This window comes from Streptomyces sp. NBC_00440 (assembly GCF_036014215.1).
GTDB lineage: Bacteria > Actinomycetota > Actinomycetes > Streptomycetales > Streptomycetaceae > Streptomyces.
Map to the genome: position 1 here is coordinate 6,956,490 of NZ_CP107921.1, position 17,582 is coordinate 6,974,071.

The following is a 17,582-nucleotide window of genomic DNA, read 5'->3' on the forward strand; positions in this document are numbered from 1 at the left end:
TGCTCATGTCCCACGTCGTACGCGCCGCACTGGTCCAGGCCACCTGGACCGGCGACACCGAATCCATGATCGCCAAGCATGAGGAGCACGCCCGCGAGGCGGCCCGTCAGGGTGCGCGGATCATCGGATTCCAGGAAGTCTTCAACGCCCCGTACTTCTGCCAGGTGCAGGAGGCCGAGCACTACCGCTGGGCGGAGTCCGTGCCCGACGGGCCGACGGTCACCCGGATGCGGGAACTCGCCCGCGAGACCGGCATGGTGATCGTGGTTCCGGTCTTCGAGCAGGAGCAGTCGGGCTTCTACTTCAACACGGCGGCCGTCATCGACGCCGACGGTTCGTACCTCGGCAAGTACCGCAAACACCACATCCCGCAGGTCAAGGGATTCTGGGAGAAGTACTACTTCAAACCGGGGAACATGGGCTGGCCGGTCTTCGACACGGCCGTGGGCAAGGTCGGCGTGTACATCTGCTACGACCGCCACTTCCCCGAGGGCTGGCGCCAACTCGGCCTGAACGGGGCGCAGATCGTCTACAACCCCTCGGCCACCTCGCGCGGTCTCTCCGCCCATCTCTGGCAGCTGGAGCAGCCCGCCGCCGCCGTCGCCAACGAGTACTTCATCGCCGCGATCAACCGGGTCGGCCAGGAGGAGTACGGCGACAACGACTTCTACGGCACCAGCTACTTCGTCGACCCACGCGGCCAGTTCGTCGGGGACGTCGCCGACGACAAGAGCGAGGAACTCCTCGTCCGCGACCTCGACCTGGACCTCATCGACGAGGTCAGGCAGCAGTGGGCGTTCTACCGGGACCGCAGGCCCGACGCGTACGACGGGCTGGTGCAGCCGTGAGCGATCTGTACAACAGGCACCGGGCCGTCCTCCCCGAGTGGCTCGCCACGTACTACCGGGAGCCCATCGAGATCACCCATGGCGAGGGCCGGTACGTCTGGGACGCGGACGGCAACCGCTATCTCGACTTCTTCGGCGGCATCCTCACCACCATGACCGCGCACGCCCTGCCCGAGGTGACCAAGGCGGTCAGCGAGCAGGCCGGCCGGATCGTGCACTCCTCGACGCTCTATCTCAACCGGCCGATGGTGGAGCTGGCCGAGCGGATCGCGACGCTCTCCGGGATCCCGGACGCCCGTGTCTTCTTCACCACGTCGGGGACCGAGGCCAACGACACCGCGCTGCTGCTCGCCACCGCGTACCGCAGGTCCAGCCAGATCCTCGCGATGCGCAACAGCTACCACGGGCGCTCCTTCACGAGCGTCGGCATCACCGGCAACCGCAGCTGGTCGCCGACCGGCCTCTCCCCGCTCCAGACGCTCTACGTCCACGGCGCTGTCCGCAGCCGGGGCCCGTACGCGCAGCTCAGCGACGCCCGGTTCATCGAGGCGTGCGTCGCCGACCTGGAGGACCTGCTCGGCCACACCCATGACGCGGCGGCCCTGATCGCCGAGCCGATCCAGGGCGTCGGCGGCTTCACCGCGCCGCCCGACGGCCTCTACGCCGCGTTCCGCGAAGTGCTCGACCGGCACGGCATCCTCTGGATCGCCGACGAGGTGCAGACCGGCTGGGGGCGCACGGGCGACCACTTCTGGGGCTGGCAGGCACACGCCGAGAACGGCCCGCCGGACATCCTCACCTTCGCCAAGGGCATCGGCAACGGCATGTCCATCGGCGGTGTCGTCGCCCGCGCCGACGTCATGAACTGCCTGGACGCCAACTCCATTTCGACCTTCGGCGGCTCCCCGGTCACCATGGCCGCGGGCCTCGCCAACCTCACCTATCTGCTGGAACACGACCTCCAGGGCAACGCGCGCCGGATCGGCGGCCTCCTGCTCGAACGGCTGCGGGCCGTCGGCGCGCACTCCCCGCTCGTACGCGAAGTGCGCGGCCGGGGCCTCATGATCGGCGTCGAGCTGGTGAAGCCCGGCACCGACGAGGCCAACCCGGAGGCGGCGGCCGTCCTGGAGGCGGCCAGGGAAGGCGGGCTGCTGATCGGCAAGGGCGGCGGGCACGACACCAGCGTGCTGCGCATCGCACCGCCGCTGTCGCTCAATGTCGCAGAGGCCGAAGCGGGCGCGGCCATCATCGAACAGGCCCTGCGGGCGGGGTAGGTCCTGTCCGGCTGGTCTTCGTGGGCCCGCGACGCCCGGCACGGCACCTCGCCGCGTTGTCGGAGTCACCCCAGTACGTCCAGTACGGGGGCGATCCTCCGCCTTGCGAGGCACCGCACCGGACGCCGCGGCCTGATCCACGAAGACAGACCGGACAGGGCCTGGTCGGCGGGTTCCGCAGCACGCACCGGTGTACGAAAGAGGGAGCAGAGCACCATGAGTACCCGCACCTTGGTCCGCGGCGGTCTCGTCATCACCGCCGCGGAGGAGACCCACGCCGACGTCCTCATCGAGGACGGCCGGATCGCCGCTCTCGCCGCGCACGGCTCCGCCGCCGCGGACGCCTGGACCGCCGACCGTACGATCGACGCCACCGGGAAGTACGTGGTCCCCGGCGGGGTCGACGCCCATACGCACATGGAGATGCCCTTCGGCGGCACCTTCGCGTCCGACACCTTCGAGACCGGGACCCGGGCGGCCGCCTGGGGCGGCACGACGACCATCATCGACTTCGCCATCCAGTCCAAGGGCGGATCACTCGGTGAAGGGCTCGACACCTGGCACGCGAAAGCGGACGGGAAGTGCGCGATCGACTACGCCTTCCACATGATCATGTCCGATGTGAACGAGTCGTCGCTCAAGGAGATGGACCGGCTCGTCTCGGGCGGCGTCAGTTCGTTCAAACTCTTCACCGCGTACCCGGGGGTGTTCCTCTCCGACGACGGCCAGATCCTCCGGGCCATGCAGCGTGCCGGGTCCAACGGCGGTCTGGTGATGACGCACGCGGAGAACGGTCTCGCGATCGATGTCCTGGTGGAGCAGGCACTGGCGCGCGGTGAGCGGGACCCGCGCTATCACGGCGAGGTCCGCAACGCGCTTCTGGAGGCGGAGGCCACGCACCGGGTGATCAAGCTGGCGCAGGTGGCGGGGGCGCCGGTGTATGTGGTGCATGTGTCGGCGCAGGGGGCGTTGGCGGAGATCGCGCGGGCGCGTCATGAGGGCCTGCCGGTGTTCGGTGAGACGTGCCCGCAGTATCTGTTCCTGTCGACGGACAATCTCGCCGAGCCCGAATTCGAGGGCGCGAAGTATGTGTGCTCGACGCCGCTGCGGCCGAAGGAGCACCAGGCGGCGCTCTGGCGGGGCCTGCGCACCAATGACCTGCAGGTGGTGTCGACCGACCACTGCCCGTTCTGTTTCAAGGGTCAGAAGGACCTGGGGAAGGGCGACTTCTCGAAGATCCCGAACGGTATGCCGGGTGTCGAGAACCGCATGGACCTGCTCCATCAGGCCGTCGTCGACGGGCACATCAGCCGCCGCCGCTGGATCGAGATCGCCTGCGCTGCACCGGCGCGGATGTTCGGCCTGTATCCGCAGAAGGGGACGATCACCCCGGGCGCGGACGCCGACATCGTGGTCTACGACCCGGCCGCCGAGCAGGTCATGTCCGCCTCGACGCATCACATGAACGTCGACTACTCGGCGTACGAGGGCAAGCGGGTGACCGGCCGGGTGGAGACGGTGCTCTCACGTGGTGTTCCGGTGATCGACAACCGTGAGTACGCCGGCCACGCGGGGCACGGGGCCTATGTGCCGCGCGGGCTCGGTGAGTACGCGCACTGAGCGCGGGGACGGCGCACGAGGCGCCGTCGTGCTATTTGACGGCGATCGGGTTGACCGGGGAGCCGACGGCTCCGGTGATGGGCAGCGGGGCGGCGGTGAGCCAGAACTCGTACACACCGTCGCGGGCGCAGTCCTCGGCCAGTGCGTCCGGATCCCACAACTCGCCGACAAGGAGGCCCATGTTGGGGATGACCACCTGGTGCAGCGGCTGGAACGCGGCCTCGAACTCGTTGGGCCGGACCTCGAAGCCCCAGGTGTCGGTGGCGATCGCGGCGATCTCGGTACGGTGCAGCCAGCCGGCCGTGGTGAAGGAGAGGCCGGGGGCCGGTCCGCCCGCGTACTCGCCCCAGCCTTCGCGGCGGACGCGGGTGAGCTGTCCGGTGCGCACCAGCACGATGTCACCGCGTCCGACGGTGACGCCCTGGGCCCGCGCGGTGTCGGTCAACTGCTCCTCGGTGATGGCGAAACCGTCGGGCAGCTCGCCCTTTCCGCCTCCGACGAACCGGCCCACGTCCAGCAGGACACCGCGCCCCGCGACGTACGGCGCCATGTGCTCGATACCGGTGACCAGGTCACCGGCGGAGGTGACGACATGCTCCGCCGGCCGCCCGTTCCAGGCGATGCCGTGGTCGAAGATGTGGCCGAGGCCGTCCCACTGGGTGGAGCACTGCAGCGGCATCGAGATCACGTCGTCGGCGCCGCCGATGCCGTGCGGGAAACCCTGGTGGCCCATGACGGCGTCGGTGCCGGTGTCGAGCATGGTGTGTACGGGGTTGGTGCGCCGCCGCCAGCCGTTCTGCGGGCCGTCCATGTCGAAACTCTGCGACAGCGAGAAACTCGCGCCCCGGCGCACGAGGGCCGCGCCTTCGCGGCGCTTGGCCTCGTCGAGGAAGTTCAGGGTGCCCAGCACGTCGTCCGCGCCCCAACGCCCCCAGTTCGAGTACGCCTTGGCGGACTCGGCGATCGCGCCTTCGGGGTCGTGGCGGTTCAGGCCCATGCGGCCTCCTCCGTGATGATGTGCGGGTGTGCTGAGCGCCGGGCTGCTGACCGGCCCGCTCATGATGTCACCGTCGCGCCGGAATCCGCCGGTGAGGGGGCGCGGATCGCTCCCGGCCGCGCGGCTCGCCTTCGGACGGGTCTCGCGCGGGGTTCAGGCTCCGTCGAGCCAGGCCCGGCCCGCCGCCTTCATCCGGGCCTCCAATTCGCTGTTCCTGGTGGGGAATTCACGGGCGACCGAGTAGCCGGACTTCTCCAGGACGTAGGCGAGGGCCGCGTACTCGCGCGGGTAGCGGCGGACGGCGCTCTCGTCGATGTCCTGGACCTTCGCGAGGAAGTTGAACGAGCTCATGTCGTACACACTCGCCCGGTGGACGATGCGCCAGTCGCCGTCGCGCTTTTCGACGCGGTCCCAGAAGCGGTTGCGGGCGGTGCAGCCGAGGTCGAGAGCGACGTTCTCGGCGATGAGCATCGCGCTCGTCTCGACCAGAGCCCGGTCGCCGTTGAAGGTGATCGACGGGCCGCCGATCTGGTGCTTGGAGCGCAGGTCGGACGCGCCCATCCGGGCGGAGGCGGCCACGAAGTCGGCGGCCGGCCCTTCGAACCAGCTGATCTCGATGGTGCCGTCGGGATGGAAGAGCTCACCCAGCTGCTCCCACTCACCGAGGTCGCGGTGTATCCACCCGGTCATCAGGCTTGCGATGGCGGAACGGTCCTCGACGCGCGTGCTCACGGTCATCTCGTTCTCCTTCTACGGGGTCAGGGCCCTCTGCTGCTGCCCGACGCTACACAAGATCCCTTCGCGGCCGGTACGGATGCAGCGGGCAGATGCAGTGGGCAGGCATCTGTGCTCTGTGCGGGCGTCTTCCCAAGGCCCGGCGAGCGGTCCAGGATTGTCCCCTCGCGACTCGCGTCCCAGGAGTCGTCGCACAGGCTTCTGCACGGCCCGATATGGAAGGATCTCCCGGGACGCGGCACGTGATACGGGCGTCCGCGGAGCCGGACCGCTTCCGCCCGGCTGCGCGTTGCCGGGCCGCCGCCTCACCTGACCCGGCCTCACCTGACTCCGTGTCGCCGCCCCCCCCCGAAATCCGCATCCGCACCCGCAGATCCGCACCCGCATCCGCATCCGCACCAGGAGGCCACGCCTTGGACTTCGGACTCGTTTTGCAGACCGATCCGCCCGCTTCTGCCGTCGTCGGGCTGATGCGGCGCGCGGAGCGCAACGGCTTCCGCTACGGCTGGACCTTCGACTCGGCCGTCCTCTGGCAGGAGCCGTTCGTCATCTACAGCCGCATCCTGGAGCACACCACCGGCCTGATCGTCGGGCCCATGGTCACCAACCCGTCCACCCGGACGTGGGAGGTCACCGCATCCACCTTCGCCACGCTCAACGAGATGTACGGCAACCGCACCGTCTGCGGAATCGGGCGCGGCGACTCGGCGATGCGGGTCGCGGGGCGCAAGCCCAACACACTGGCCACGCTGGGCGAAGCGATCGGCGTCATCCGCGATCTCGCCGAGGGGCGCGAGGCCGAAGTGGACGGCCGGCCGCTGAGGCTGCCCTGGGTCGAGAACGGGAAACTGCCCGTCTGGATGGGCGCGTACGGCCCCAAGGCCCTCGCGCTGGCCGGGCAGCGGGCCGACGGGTTCATCCTCCAGCTCGCCGACCCCTTCCTCACCGAGTCGATGGTCGCGGCGGTGCGGACGGCCGCGTCCGACGCGGGCCGGGACCCGGACTCCGTGACGATCTGCGTCGCCGCGCCCGCGTACATCGGCGACGACCTGGCCCACGCCCGCGAGCAGTGCCGCTGGTTCGGCGGGATGGTCGGCAACCACGTAGCGGACCTGGTGGCCCGCTACGGCGAGCACTCCGCCCTGGTCCCCGACGCGCTCACCACGTACATCGAGCAGCGCGAGGGGTACGACTACAGCCACCACGGCCGCACCGGCAATCCGGACACCGCGTTCGTCCCCGACGAGATCGTGGACCGCTTCTGTCTGCTCGGCCCCGCCGAGGCGCACATCGAGAAGCTGCGGGCGCTGCGGGCCCTGGGCGTGGACCAGTTCGCGGTGTACGCGATGCACGACGCGCGCGAGACCGTCATCGACGCGTACGGCGAACAGATCATCCCGGCCCTCACCTGACCCGGGGCAGCCGATCTGGTGCCGCGGCGGTCAGGGAACCCGCGCCGTCCACTCCGGAGTGGAGAACTTGGCCGCCGCCAACTCCCGTGCCCGGGCCATCTCCTCATCCGTCACGCTGCCGTCGGCGAGGCCGTAACGGCTGCGGAAGGACCCGATCATCCGCTCGATGACCTCTTCGCGCGGCAGACCCGTCTGCCGCGCGAGCGGGTCGACGCGCTTCTTGGCGCTCTCGATCCCCTTGCCCGACAGCTTCTCGCGGCCGATGCGCAGCACGTCGGTCATCTTGTCGGCGTCGATGTCGTACGCCATGGTCACGTGGTGCAGCACCCCGCCGCCCGCGATGCGCTTCTGCGCCGCGCCCGCGATCTTGCCCGCCTCGGTGGCGATGTCGTTGAGCGGCTGGTACCAGGCCTTGATGCCCATGTCGGCCAGCGCGCCGAGCACCCAGTCGTCCAGATACGCGTAGCTGTCGGCGTACGAGAGGCCGGACACCAGCGACTCGGGCACGGAGAGGGAGTAGGTGATGGTGCTGCGCGGTTCCACGAACATGGCTCCGCCGCCGGAGATCCGGCGGACGACCGTCACGCCGTGGCGTTCGGCGGCCTCTGGGTCGACCTCGTTGCGCAGGGACTGGAAGCTGCCGATGATCACGGCGGGGGCGGCCCACTCCCAGACCCGCAGCGTCGGCGGGCGCCGGCCCGCCGCGACCTCGGCGGTGATGACCTCGTCCAGGGCCATGTGGAGGGCGGGGGACTGCGGGCGGTCGTGGATCAGCTGCCAGCGGTGGGCGCTCCACTCGGTGGCCCGGGTGAGGGCCCGGCGTACGGCGACGGCGACACCCTCGGGGGAGAGGCCGAGCAGCACGGCGGCGGGGGGCAGTGCGGAGGTGATCCGGGCGGCGAGCCCGGCGGCGTCGGTGTGGGCGGGCGCGCCTTCCAGGGCCGCGTCGATGTCGAGGATCACCTCGTCGGGTTCCAGGAAGAAGTCACCGGCCACGCGGACGTTGCGCAGTGCGCCGCCCTCGACATCGAGGTCGACCACGACGAGCTTGCCGCCCGGGATCTTGTACTCACCGTGCACAGCCTTGCCTCCAGATCTGCCCGGCCCGCCCGCGAGTCCACCCGCGAACCGGCTCCGGCCAGCGACAACGCCGGAGCAGGCTGGGTCATTCCGGCCGGAAGTCAGTCGGCCGGGGCCGCGGTCGGTGCCTCCGGGGTGTGGCGGCGCTCGCTGACGGCCAGATGGTTCACCAGGATCACGATCGGCACGAGCAGGGCCAGGCTGACCGGGCCGGTGCCCCAGCCGAGGCCGGCGTGGTGCGTGGACGCGCCCATCCAGTCGGCGAACGAGGCTCCGAGCGGCCGGGTCAGGACGTACGCCCACCAGAACGCGGCCACCGCGTTGAGTCCGAGGAAGCGCCTGCACAGCGCCGGGACCGCGATGAGGGCGGCGAAGAGCACACCCGACGGGAAGTAGCCCAGGTGCAGGGTCCCGGCGGTGAGGTCGCCGACCGCGGTGCCCAGGGCGAAGGTGGCGAGCACCGTCGCCCAGTAGAAGCCCTCACGGCGACGGGTGCGGATGCTGTGGATGGAGAGGGTGCCCTCGGACGCGTACCAGGTCATCAGCACGGCTGCCAGGGCGACCGCGAAGCCCGCGGCCGAGACCGCGTAGGGGACACCCACCACCACATGGACGACGTCGGCGGCCATCGTGCCGAAGACACTGACCATCACGATCGCCGACCAGTAGGTCCAGGCGTTGTAGCGCGTCGTGCGGAACTGGAGCACCAGCAGCGCCACCAGGCCGGTCAGCCCGAGGGCGCCGGCCAGGACCGGGCCGAGCACCCGGGCCAGATAGTCCGACGCCGTCTCTCCCATCCCGGTGGTGAGGACCTTGACGACCCAGAACCAGACCGTCACCTCGGGTACTTTGCTCCACCCGGGCGCAGTCCGTCCCCGCGGGCTGCGCACCGCGTGCGCCGGTCCGACGGCCGTTCGGCCCACTGGCTCTCGCATGGTTCTCTGTCACCCCTCCGGGCGCCGGGCGCCACGTCAACTGCCGTCCGGGCGCTCCCGGTCCGGTGGAACCCGACGGCCGGCGGTGCAGGCCGGCCGTCGGGCGTCTACAGCACTGTAGACGGTGTGGCTGTGGGGTGCACAGCCGGGGCAGTGGGCTCTGTGGTCTCGGCGGTCTCGGCGGTCTCGGCGGTCTCGGCGGTCTCGGCGAGACGGAACGGCTCGGGCGGCCGGGCGTCGCCGGCCGTGAACCCGGTCAGCCTGCCGGTGAGCCGCCCAGCGAACCCGCGGGCCCGTCGGCGCCGTCCCACGAGCGGTGCGCGGGGGCCTCGTCCCGGAGGCGGGCGGTGTCCTCGTCCGGTGCGGACGGTACGGCGGGGCAGAACCGGACAGCCAGCCGGAAGCAGACGCAGAGCCAGCAGAGGGCGAACAGCCAGCCGCCGACGACATCCGTGGACCAGTGGACCGCGAGGTACACCCGGCTCAGTCCGACCAGCACGGCCCAGCAGCCGATACCGGCCGCGATCGTCCTCCTGCCGTGTGTCGCCCGCAGCAGTACCGCCGCGACCAGCAGCCCCGCCGTCACGGCCGACGTGGTGGTGTGTCCGGACGGGAACGACCAGCCCGTGGCCTGCGCGGCCCAGTCGCCGACGGGCGGGCGCGCCCGCGCGACCAGCGACATCACCCCGTAACGCGCCAACTGCGCCAAGCCCAGACAGACCAGGCAGGCGACGGCGGCGGTCACCCGCTGCCGCACACCGCGCCCGGCGATCACGCCCGCCAGCACGGCCAGCAGATACGGGACGGCGCCCGTACCCGTGTCGGTGACACCGCGCGCCGCTGCGATCGCGACCGGCGGCCGGTGGTGCACCGACCACGAGAGGAGCCCGCGGTCCGTCAGCAGCGGGGCGCCGTGGTGTCCCGCCACCACCAGTGCCAGCAGTACGAAGGCCACCAGGGTCCCCACCGCCACCGACACGGCCAGGTCGGCGGCGGCCCTGCGGTTCACGACGAGACCAGCAGCGGCCGCAGTCTGGTGTCCGTGAGCCGCCTCGCCAGGGCCTCCGGCCGCCGGCGCAGGGCCGTCGCGAGCACCAGCGCGACCAGCGCGCCCACCAGCGCGCCGACGGCGACATCGTGCGGGTAGTGGGCGCCCACCCAGACCCGGGAGGCCGCCATCGCGACCGCGCAGACCAGGGCGGTCACGCCCAGCCGCCGGGAGACGAAGAGCAGGGCCACCGCCGCCGCGAAGGCGAGAGCCGCGTGGTTGCTGGGGAAGGACCAGTCGCCCGGTGCCGGGCACGCCTCCAGCGTCGTCACATGCAGGCTCTGACACGGCCGGTCCTCGCGTACGACCAGCTTGACCGCGTCATTGACGCAGTACGCCAGCACCACGATCACCGGCACGGCCAGCGCCATCAGCCCGGCGGTGGCGCCCTCCCGGCGTGCCCGCCACCAGCCGGCGAGCATCAGCACGGCGAACAGCGCCAGACCGTACCCCGACCAGGCCGAGACGGCCGAGTCCAGCCACCCCGGGGCGCGATGGGCCAGGTCCACCGTGTCCGTGTAGAGACCGCCGTCGATCGACGATCCGTCGTACGCGAGGTTCATCCACTGGCTCCGTCGGTGCGCGGGCGGTTCTTGCGGGAGCGTCGCAGCTCAAGGGCGAGGGGCAGCAGGGAGACGACGACGATCACCGCGACGATCGGCAGCAGATAGTGGTCCACGTTCGGGATGGACGACCCCAGCGCGTATCCGGCCAGCACCAGGCCCTGGCTCCAGATGAGCCCGCCGACCACCTGCCAGAGCGTGAACGTCCTGGCCGGTACGGCGAGCGCGCCCGCCATCGGGTTGAGCACCGTGCGCACCACCGGGACGAAGCGGGCGAGCACGATGGCCTTCGCGTGTCCGTACTTGCCGAGCAGCTCCTCGGCGCGGGCCGCTCCCTTGCGCAGATGTTCCGAACGGCTGCGGGCGAGCAGGGCGCCCCCCGCCTTCCGCCCGATCAGATAGCCGCACTGTGCTCCCGCGAGCGCGCCGACCGCTGACGCGAGCAGCACCATGGGCAGCGACAGCTTCAGGGAGCCGGTGGAGCTGCCGGTGCAGAGCAGCCCCGCGGTGAACAGCAGGGTGTCGCCCGGCAGGAAGAAGCCGACCAGCAGGCCGGTCTCGGCGAACATCACCACGGCGATTCCGGCCACGCCGAAGGCGGTCAGCACGGACTGCGCGTCGAGGATGTTCACCGCGAGTGTCGAGGCTGTGAGCAAGGTTCCGGCCTTTCAGGTCGGACGGGGGACGGCCCGGACCGGGGCGCCGCACCGGAGGGCCGTGCGGTCCTGGCCAGGGGCGGCGGACCACATCGAAGTGACTGCGGTTCAGTCGACGGTCTACGTAACTGTAGACGATAAGGGGCCGCGGTCATGTTTACATCCCGCTCAAGGCCCCCAGGGGTTCCGCCGTGCGCGCCGCCGGCGGACGGCGGGGTGTGATCCCGGGGTAGGTTCCGTTCATGGAGCGCGATGAACGGCCGGCCGCAGCCGCTTCGAGGTGGCTCGTCCGCACCACGGCGACCAGGTACTTCGCGCTGGCGGGAATCTTCTTCGTCTGGGCGTTCATCTGGCTGGCCTGGGCGCCGAAGCCGTACGCCTGGATCGCCACCGTTCTGTGGATCGTCATCGCCGCGGTCTTCGCCGCCCAGGGGCTCCGGCTGCGCAAGCGGGCGCAGGCCGCCGAGAGGACGGAGAGGCCCGGCGGTGGTGGCGGCGAAGAGGCCTCGCCCGGTGTGACCGGCGGGGGCGGCCGGTCCACCGCGCGGCGGGGGCGGGCCGGACGCAGGCCGGCGCAGCCGGTCCACCGCCCGCACCACCGGATCCCCCCTCGCCGGGACCTGCACAGGCGCCCCCCGCGCCGGCGGGAGCACGGGCCCGGTACGGGAGACCACCGGCCGTGAACCGGGCGGCGTGACCTGGCTGCGGTCCCTCTCCGGGTTTCGGCACTTCTCCGTACGCTTCTTTTCCGTGGTCCTGGCCTCCGGGCGGGCCGCGTGACCGGCCGTTGACGGCGTGATGCCCCTTTTGCCGCAGGGTAGGCCCTGCGCACCCTCGTCGGGGGACGGGAGGTCTCCTGTCACTTGGTCACCGACGAGGGCACCGCACCCGACGCGTCCGCCGCCGTACCGGGCGAATGAGGCTGACGTCCTGTATCCCTTGCTCCGGTGCCGAGTACAGCGGGACGGAGCGTGAGTCCTCGGGTTCGTTCTCCACCGACACTGGGCGGGGTAGCGCGGGCGGTCAGATACCGGCCTTGTCCAGCGCGCTCTGCAGGGACTGGACGTAGCCCTGGCTGGTGTAACTGGCCCCGGAGACCGCGTCGATATGCGCACTGTGCGCTCCCAGCGCCTCTTTTGTCAGCTGGGGTACGGCCGAGGCGGCGAGCTGTCGGCTGTGGTCGTCCCCGGACGGGGTGTGAAGGGCCTTGACGCTGGTCAGCCTGCCGTTCTTGACGGTCGCCGTGACCTGCACCGTGCCGTACTTGGTGGGCACGGCAGCGCCGGTATAGGTGCCGCTCACCGGGTGCGAACTGCCCGGTGGGTGCGACGATGCACTCCGGGGCTGGGGCGCGGTCGGCGCCGGTGGCTGGCCCGCCGTTTCGGCAGCGTGGTGCGGTTTGAAGGAGAGCAGCATGACGACCACGGCGCTGGTCGATGCAGCGGCCAGCACGGCTCGGCGGACGGCTACGGACATGGTGAGCCTCCTCAGAACGCGAACGACTCGTGGTGGATGTGCCGACGCGGAATCCCGGCCACGCGCAGGGCGTGCAGAGCGGCGTCGGTCATGCCGGGCGGGCCGCAGAGATAGACCTCGTGCGCGGTGAGGTCCGGCACCAGGCGGGCCAGGGCGCCGGCGGTGAGCGGCGAGGGCACGGCCGGCTGATCGACCACATAGTGCACAACGGCGCCCCGGTCGGCGGCGATCGCGTCGAGTTCACCCCGCAGCGCGAGGTCCTCGGGGCGGCGGGCCCGGTATATCAGTGTCACCTCGCCCGGCAAGGTCTCGAACAGCGCCCGCAGCGGCGTGATCCCGACACCGCCCGCCAGCAGCAGTATCTTGGACGACCGCTTCCGCTCCGCGGTGAAGGCACCGTACGGGCCCTCGGCCCACACTCGTGTTCCCGGCCGCAACGTGGCGAGGGCGGCGCTGTGTGCGCCCGCCGCCTTGACGGTGATCCGTAGCTCGTGCGGGAGCGGGGGCGCGGAGAGTGAGTACGGGTTGGCGGCCCACCACAGGCCGGGCGCCAGGAAGCGCCAGCGGAAGAACTGTCCCGGCAGCGTGCCCAGTTCGTCCAGGTGATCGCCGGTCAGACGAATGGAGACGACTCCCGGTGACTCCTCCCGCAGGGTGGCGACACGCAGTTGGTGTCGCAGGGCCCGACGTACGGGGACGATGAACCGGTACCAGGCGATCAGTGCGGCCACCCCGAGGTACAGGACGTACCACGCCACCCGGGCGGGGAGGTTGTCGACGAAGTCCGCGCCGTTGCTGAGTTGGTGGAAGAAGGCGAGGAAGACCGCCAGGTAGGTCGCGAAGTGCAGGTAGTGCCAGGTTTCGTAACGCATCCTGCGGCGCGCGGCCCGGACCGAGATGATCCCGGTGGCGACCAGCAGTATGAACGCGCCGGTCGCCTTGAGCATGTCCGGATAGTGCAGCACCAGCGTCGATGTCTGATGCACCACGCCGGTGTGGGAGGTCAGTGAGTACCCCCAGATGATCAGCAGCGTGTGGGCGAGTACGAGGGAGATGGTGTACCGGCCGCCCGTCGCGTGCCAGCGCGCCAGCCGGTCGCTGCCGATGGTGTGGTCCAGGAGGGGTACGCGGGCCATCAGGGCGACCAGTACGGCGCAGGAGTAGCCCGCCAGCAGCCCCGTGATCCGGCCCGCGTCGGTCAGCCACCCCGCTGCGCCCACGACCGAGGTGGTGTTGGTCCACCACAGGGCGAGCACTCCGGCTGCACCCGCCCAGATGGCGCACTGCGTCAGGAGGGGAACGAGCGAGCGCGGACGACGGGAGCGGATCACTGAATGGTGTGTGCTGGTCGCCGTACTCATGGGGCCTCACTCTCCACCTCGTACCAAGTGTTACAACGCGACCTCTGAGGAGCCTCTGAGAACGACAGCCCGGCCGGGTGCCGCTGTCCGTATGCGGGAGGGGGACGCTTCGTCGGTGCGATCGGCCTCAAAGGTCGTGCGCACCTGGTGCGACACGCGCACCAGGGACATGGGGCAGCGCGCCCGCGATCTCGTACGCCGCGGCGGCTCGGAGCACCTGAGGCCGCCGCCTACTTCCTTGTCCATTACAGCGAGTACTCGGGCGACTGCGCGCCGACGTCCTTGTGTCACCACTACGTCGCCTACCGCGCCTTCGTCCTCGCCGAGGTCTCGCTGTTCCGGGAGCGGCAAGGCGTCCCCGCCGCCCGATCCGATACGGAACGGCGCCGGCGTACGAGGGGTCTCCCGACGTTCATGGCTCTGGATCGACGGCCGCGGGCCGGCCTGCGGCCTCACCGGGGCGGGTCGGCCGGCCCGGCCAGGTCCACGATGTCGTCCGAGGCGACATCGTGCAGACGCACTGCGAGATCCTCCAGCGCACGGCTCGCGGCCAGTTCGTCGCCGATCTCGGGGATTGGCCGGTCGATCGGATTCCGGCGGGCGACCCCTCGGCCCACCACGTGTGCGGTGTCGTCGCGCCAGGAGTCCTGCGTGGTCAGAACCGCGCGGGCCCGGGTCTCGTCGCCGTCCTCGGTGAGGGAAATCTGTGCGGTCCACTGCTTGGCTTCCATGATCGCTCTCCAGCGGCATGTTGGTTTCCTCCTTCCAGTGTCCGCCGGAGGAAGCATCTTGCGGGAGGGGCCGGGTGGCGCCTGCCGAAAGACGGCAGCGAGCGCACCCTGGATGTGTGGCTGCGGTTCGGCGGTTACGGCGAGCGGTTACGGCGAAAGGGAGCGAGGACATGGATCACCGAAGGATCAGTGAACTCATGACCCGCGATGTGGTGAGCGTGCGGACCGATCCACCGGTCGAGGAGATCGTGCACGACGTACTCACCACGACGCTGGGTTTCGCGCCGTCCGACGTCGCCGTCGAGGCCAGTGAGGGGCAGGTCCTTGTGCGCGGCACGGTGGACGACAGCGGTCCGGCCCCCGTGCTGACAGGGCAGTGGACCAGCGTGGACGGAGCCGTCTCGGTCTCCGAGCGGCTGAGCTACCGGACGGACCCCGTCCGTGCGGGAAACGGAGCGATGCCATGAATGCGGTTGTCACGGTGGGGCTGGACGGCACCCCCGAGTCACTGTCTGCGGCGCTCTGGGCCGCTCAGGAGGCATCGGCGCGCGGCGCGACGCTGCGGCTGCTGCACGCCTGGGTGATGCTCGCACCAGAAGGGGATGCGCAGCAGTCGGAGAACGACCCCAACTACTGGCCCAAGCGGATCGTGTCCGATGCACGCGACGCAATCGGGCAGCGCTTTCCCGACCTGCGGGTCTACGAGGACCTGGTCGCCAGGGAGCCGATGGACGCCCTGCTGGAAGCGGCCACGGAGTCGCAGACGCTGGTTCTCGGTTCACGCGCACTGAGCTCGCTCACCGGGTATTTCCTCGGCGACATCGGTATGCACGTCCTTGCGCGGGCCGAGGTTCCGACGGTCCTCGTACGGGCCGGGGAGGATACGGCCCCGATCACGGAGGACGGTGATGTGGTGCTGGGGCTGAGCCTGCGACGTCCGTGCGACGAGCTCATCGAGTACGCCTTCGACGCGGCGATCCGACGAGACTCCACCCTGCGGGTGGTGCACGGCAGAAATCTGCCGCCATCGGCTTACAACCGGGGCGGACTCGACCCGTACCTCTCCCATGAACTGACTCGCGAGGCGCAGCAGGATCTCACCAGGACGCTCAGTCCATGGCGCGGCCGGTTCCCCGACGTGCGGGTCGTGGAGAGTGTGCAGATGGAGAGCCCGGCGCGCGCCGTCGTGCGCGACATCGCCGGTACGGGACTGCTCGTCGTCGGCCGTCGGGTGAGGCATCGACCGTTTCCCCGTCGTATCGGTCATGTGCCGTCGGCGGCCGTGCACCACGCTCCCTGCCCGGTTGCCGTCGTCCCCCACACCTGACTTCCCGGAAAACCTGGCAGGGCAGTCCGAGGAGCCCGGGAACGAGGCGCCGGGCGCCCACTCGCAAGACGCCCGGGCGCCGCTCACCGCTACGGTGAAGAGGCGGGGTCTCTGCTCGGCAGGGCCTGACGGGCGCATCTGATCCGAACGGCTCGGATCCCATCACTCACAAGGCGCGGGGAGTGCGTGATCCCTCCCGGGCGGGAAGCGCTGTTCACCAAAAGCCTGAGTTCGCGGTGCTTGGCGTGCAAGGGGTCGGCCGGCCCCGGGACCGGCCGTGGGTGTCCACCGCGCCGGGCAGCCTCCTCGAAGGCGACGGTGAACGGGCTGCCGCTGCGGGAGCCGCGTCTCAGAGGTTCCTCTGAATCCGCTCTGAGGGCCTGTCGGCGGGGGTGAATTCAGAAGGTTCACAGAAGTTGAGCTGTGAGGCTGGCCATCCACGGTCGGAGCGAGCCCAGTCTGAGCGAGTTCCTTTTGGAGGTGCCTCATGACCAGCACATTCGTCCGCCCGGCACACCCCTGCGGGCGCCTCGTCGGGCCCGTCCACGGGGACGGGTACGTACACCGGCCCCGGCTGCACCGGACAGGGCCGGCGCCATATCCAGTCCCTCCGGAGGGCTACGGACCATGACGATGCATGACACCGCACGCGGACTGCGCCACGTCGAGCACGTGATGGGCACCGCCTTCTCCTTCGACATCCGGGACGAGCCCACCCCCGCCATCCACCGCGCTCTCGCCGAGGCCGTACGCCACCTCCACCGGGTCGACGCCGTGTTCTCCACCTACCGGCCCGACAGCCACATCAGCCGCCTCGACCGCGGAGACATCTGTCTCGCCGACTGCCCGCCAGAAGTCCCTGAGGTGCTCTCCCTCTGCGCACAGGCCACCGGCGACAGCGACGGCTGGTTCAGCATCGTCCCCGCCGGTGTGCTCGACCCCTCGGGCCTCGTCAAGGGCTGGGCCACCGAAGCAGCCTCCCGTCTCCTCCACGAGGCCGGTGCACGCAACACCTGCGTCAACGGCGGCGGCGACCTCCAACTCCGCGGCCAGGCAGCCCCCGGCACCCCGTGGCGCATCGGCATCGCCCACCCTCTGCGCACCGGCGACCTCGCCACGGTCGTCACGACCCACCACGACCTGGCCGTCGCCACCTCCGGCACCGCCGAACGCGGCGCACACATCCTCGACCCGCACGACGGCGCCCCGATCACCACCTTCGCCTCCCTGACCGTCATCGGCCCACGCCTGACCACGACCGACACCTACGCCACCGCCGCCTTCGCGAGAGGAGAGGGCGCCCGGGACTGGCTGGAGACCCTGGAGGGCTACGAAGCCCTCGCGATCCTGCCCGACGGCCGGGAATGGCGGACCACGGGATTCAGCGGATACGGATCATGAAGCCGGACGCAGGCTCCTGACTGACCGTGAGGAAGAGGGGCGCACCAGCCCACGCCTTCTCCTGCACACACCACCGCACCGCCCAGGCCCACACCCTGTCCAGCGTTCGACACCAGCT

Annotated in this window: 18 protein-coding genes; 8 read left to right on the forward strand and 10 right to left on the reverse strand. The window is 70.6% G+C overall.

Annotation, left to right across the window (positions count from 1 at the left end; all coding sequences use genetic code 11):
- The first annotated feature begins 5 nt into the window (after positions 1-5).
- From OHB13_RS31020 to hydA, 3 genes are all read left to right on the forward strand, one after another.
- Positions 6-848, forward strand: coding sequence for a nitrilase-related carbon-nitrogen hydrolase (locus tag OHB13_RS31020; RefSeq protein WP_328379263.1), 843 nt, complete (start codon positions 6-8; stop codon positions 846-848).
- On the forward strand, positions 845-2,122 hold the full coding sequence (locus OHB13_RS31025; RefSeq protein WP_328379264.1) for an aspartate aminotransferase family protein: 1,278 nt from the start codon (positions 845-847) through the stop codon (positions 2,120-2,122). Before OHB13_RS31020 ends, OHB13_RS31025 begins: the two co-directional genes overlap by 4 nt.
- Before the next feature lie 216 nt (positions 2,123-2,338).
- Entirely contained in the window at positions 2,339-3,742 is a 1,404-nt protein-coding gene (gene hydA / locus OHB13_RS31030) for a dihydropyrimidinase (protein ID WP_266851478.1), read from the forward strand.
- A 31-nt stretch (positions 3,743-3,773) separates the two neighbouring features.
- Here the strand turns inward: hydA and OHB13_RS31035 are convergent, their stop codons facing one another.
- A complete protein-coding gene (locus OHB13_RS31035; protein ID WP_266851476.1) occupies positions 3,774-4,739 on the reverse strand; it encodes a cyclase family protein in 966 nt (321 codons plus the stop codon).
- 153 nt (positions 4,740-4,892) lie between these two features.
- Positions 4,893-5,477, reverse strand: coding sequence for a nuclear transport factor 2 family protein (locus OHB13_RS31040; RefSeq protein ID WP_328379265.1), 585 nt, complete (start codon positions 5,475-5,477; stop codon positions 4,893-4,895).
- Positions 5,478-5,887: 410 nt separating this feature from the next.
- Here OHB13_RS31040 and OHB13_RS31045 point away from each other — a divergent pair, with 410 nt between their 5' ends.
- A complete protein-coding gene (locus OHB13_RS31045) occupies positions 5,888-6,886 on the forward strand; it encodes a TIGR03842 family LLM class F420-dependent oxidoreductase (RefSeq protein ID WP_328379266.1) in 999 nt (332 codons plus the stop codon).
- Between the two features lie 30 nt (positions 6,887-6,916).
- Here OHB13_RS31045 and OHB13_RS31050 read toward each other — a convergent pair whose 3' ends face one another.
- From OHB13_RS31050 to OHB13_RS31070, 5 genes are all read right to left on the reverse strand, one after another.
- Complete coding sequence (locus OHB13_RS31050; protein WP_328379267.1) at positions 6,917-7,966, reverse strand: lipoate--protein ligase family protein; 1,050 nt, start codon at positions 7,964-7,966, stop codon at positions 6,917-6,919.
- A 101-nt stretch (positions 7,967-8,067) separates the two neighbouring features.
- The gene (locus OHB13_RS31055; RefSeq protein WP_328379268.1) at positions 8,068-8,901 is read right to left on the reverse strand and encodes a COG4705 family protein; all 834 of its coding nucleotides are present in this window, start codon (positions 8,899-8,901) and stop codon (positions 8,068-8,070) included.
- Positions 8,902-9,157: 256 nt separating this feature from the next.
- The gene (locus tag OHB13_RS31060; RefSeq protein ID WP_328379269.1) at positions 9,158-9,910 is read right to left on the reverse strand and encodes a phosphatase PAP2 family protein; all 753 of its coding nucleotides are present in this window, start codon (positions 9,908-9,910) and stop codon (positions 9,158-9,160) included.
- Positions 9,907-10,512 (reverse strand): phosphatase PAP2 family protein, encoded by a 606-nt coding sequence (locus OHB13_RS31065; protein WP_328379270.1) that lies wholly within the window; start codon positions 10,510-10,512, stop codon positions 9,907-9,909. Before OHB13_RS31065 ends, OHB13_RS31060 begins: the two co-directional genes overlap by 4 nt.
- Positions 10,509-11,168: a DedA family protein gene (locus OHB13_RS31070; protein WP_266851462.1), complete on the reverse strand. Its 660-nt coding sequence runs from the start codon at positions 11,166-11,168 to the stop codon at positions 10,509-10,511. Before OHB13_RS31070 ends, OHB13_RS31065 begins: the two co-directional genes overlap by 4 nt.
- A gap of 242 nt (positions 11,169-11,410) precedes the next feature.
- Between OHB13_RS31070 and OHB13_RS31075 the strand changes: the two genes are divergently transcribed.
- On the forward strand, positions 11,411-11,851 hold the full coding sequence (locus OHB13_RS31075; protein WP_328379271.1) for a phage holin family protein: 441 nt from the start codon (positions 11,411-11,413) through the stop codon (positions 11,849-11,851).
- A gap of 340 nt (positions 11,852-12,191) precedes the next feature.
- Here the strand turns inward: OHB13_RS31075 and OHB13_RS31080 are convergent, their stop codons facing one another.
- The 3 genes from OHB13_RS31080 to OHB13_RS31095 all read right to left on the reverse strand — a co-directional run bounded on the left by OHB13_RS31080 (position 12,192) and on the right by OHB13_RS31095 (position 14,736).
- Complete coding sequence (locus tag OHB13_RS31080; RefSeq protein ID WP_328379272.1) at positions 12,192-12,644, reverse strand: FMN-binding protein; 453 nt, start codon at positions 12,642-12,644, stop codon at positions 12,192-12,194.
- A gap of 11 nt (positions 12,645-12,655) precedes the next feature.
- Entirely contained in the window at positions 12,656-14,005 is a 1,350-nt protein-coding gene (locus tag OHB13_RS31085) for a ferredoxin reductase family protein (protein ID WP_328379273.1), read from the reverse strand.
- A 452-nt stretch (positions 14,006-14,457) separates the two neighbouring features.
- The gene (locus tag OHB13_RS31095) at positions 14,458-14,736 is read right to left on the reverse strand and encodes a dsRBD fold-containing protein (RefSeq protein ID WP_328379274.1); all 279 of its coding nucleotides are present in this window, start codon (positions 14,734-14,736) and stop codon (positions 14,458-14,460) included.
- A gap of 170 nt (positions 14,737-14,906) precedes the next feature.
- Between OHB13_RS31095 and OHB13_RS31100 the strand changes: the two genes are divergently transcribed.
- The 3 genes from OHB13_RS31100 to OHB13_RS31110 all read left to right on the forward strand — a co-directional run bounded on the left by OHB13_RS31100 (position 14,907) and on the right by OHB13_RS31110 (position 17,464).
- Positions 14,907-15,203 carry a hypothetical protein gene (locus OHB13_RS31100; RefSeq protein ID WP_328379275.1) on the forward strand — a complete coding sequence of 99 codons (297 nt, stop codon included), beginning with the start codon at positions 14,907-14,909 and terminating at the stop codon, positions 15,201-15,203.
- The gene (locus tag OHB13_RS31105) at positions 15,200-16,063 is read left to right on the forward strand and encodes a universal stress protein (protein ID WP_266851456.1); all 864 of its coding nucleotides are present in this window, start codon (positions 15,200-15,202) and stop codon (positions 16,061-16,063) included. The genes OHB13_RS31100 and OHB13_RS31105 overlap by 4 nt, the downstream gene beginning before the upstream one ends.
- A gap of 633 nt (positions 16,064-16,696) precedes the next feature.
- Positions 16,697-17,464, forward strand: a complete 768-nt coding sequence (locus OHB13_RS31110) for an FAD:protein FMN transferase (protein ID WP_266860576.1) — start codon at positions 16,697-16,699, stop codon at positions 17,462-17,464.
- Positions 17,465-17,582: the final 118 nt, after the last annotated feature.

Excerpts from the sequence above, each read along its gene's own strand:
- OHB13_RS31105 (WP_266851456.1), top strand. The coding sequence starts at position 15,200 with ATGAATGCGGTTGTCACGGTGGGGCTGGACGGCACCCCCGAGTCACTG.
- OHB13_RS31055 (WP_328379268.1), bottom strand. The coding sequence starts at position 8,901 with ATGCGAGAGCCAGTGGGCCGAACGGCCGTCGGACCGGCGCACGCGGTG.
- OHB13_RS31075 (WP_328379271.1), top strand. The coding sequence starts at position 11,411 with ATGGAGCGCGATGAACGGCCGGCCGCAGCCGCTTCGAGGTGGCTCGTC.
- hydA (WP_266851478.1), top strand. The coding sequence starts at position 2,339 with ATGAGTACCCGCACCTTGGTCCGCGGCGGTCTCGTCATCACCGCCGCG.
- OHB13_RS31085 (WP_328379273.1), bottom strand. The coding sequence starts at position 14,005 with ATGAGTACGGCGACCAGCACACACCATTCAGTGATCCGCTCCCGTCGT.
- OHB13_RS31110 (WP_266860576.1), top strand. The coding sequence starts at position 16,697 with ATGCATGACACCGCACGCGGACTGCGCCACGTCGAGCACGTGATGGGC.
- OHB13_RS31095 (WP_328379274.1), bottom strand. The coding sequence starts at position 14,736 with ATGGAAGCCAAGCAGTGGACCGCACAGATTTCCCTCACCGAGGACGGC.
- OHB13_RS31035 (WP_266851476.1), bottom strand. The coding sequence starts at position 4,739 with ATGGGCCTGAACCGCCACGACCCCGAAGGCGCGATCGCCGAGTCCGCC.
- OHB13_RS31020 (WP_328379263.1), top strand. The coding sequence starts at position 6 with ATGTCCCACGTCGTACGCGCCGCACTGGTCCAGGCCACCTGGACCGGC.
- OHB13_RS31100 (WP_328379275.1), top strand. The coding sequence starts at position 14,907 with ATGGATCACCGAAGGATCAGTGAACTCATGACCCGCGATGTGGTGAGC.
- OHB13_RS31065 (WP_328379270.1), bottom strand. The coding sequence starts at position 10,512 with ATGAACCTCGCGTACGACGGATCGTCGATCGACGGCGGTCTCTACACG.
- OHB13_RS31080 (WP_328379272.1), bottom strand. The coding sequence starts at position 12,644 with ATGTCCGTAGCCGTCCGCCGAGCCGTGCTGGCCGCTGCATCGACCAGC.
- OHB13_RS31040 (WP_328379265.1), bottom strand. The coding sequence starts at position 5,477 with ATGACCGTGAGCACGCGCGTCGAGGACCGTTCCGCCATCGCAAGCCTG.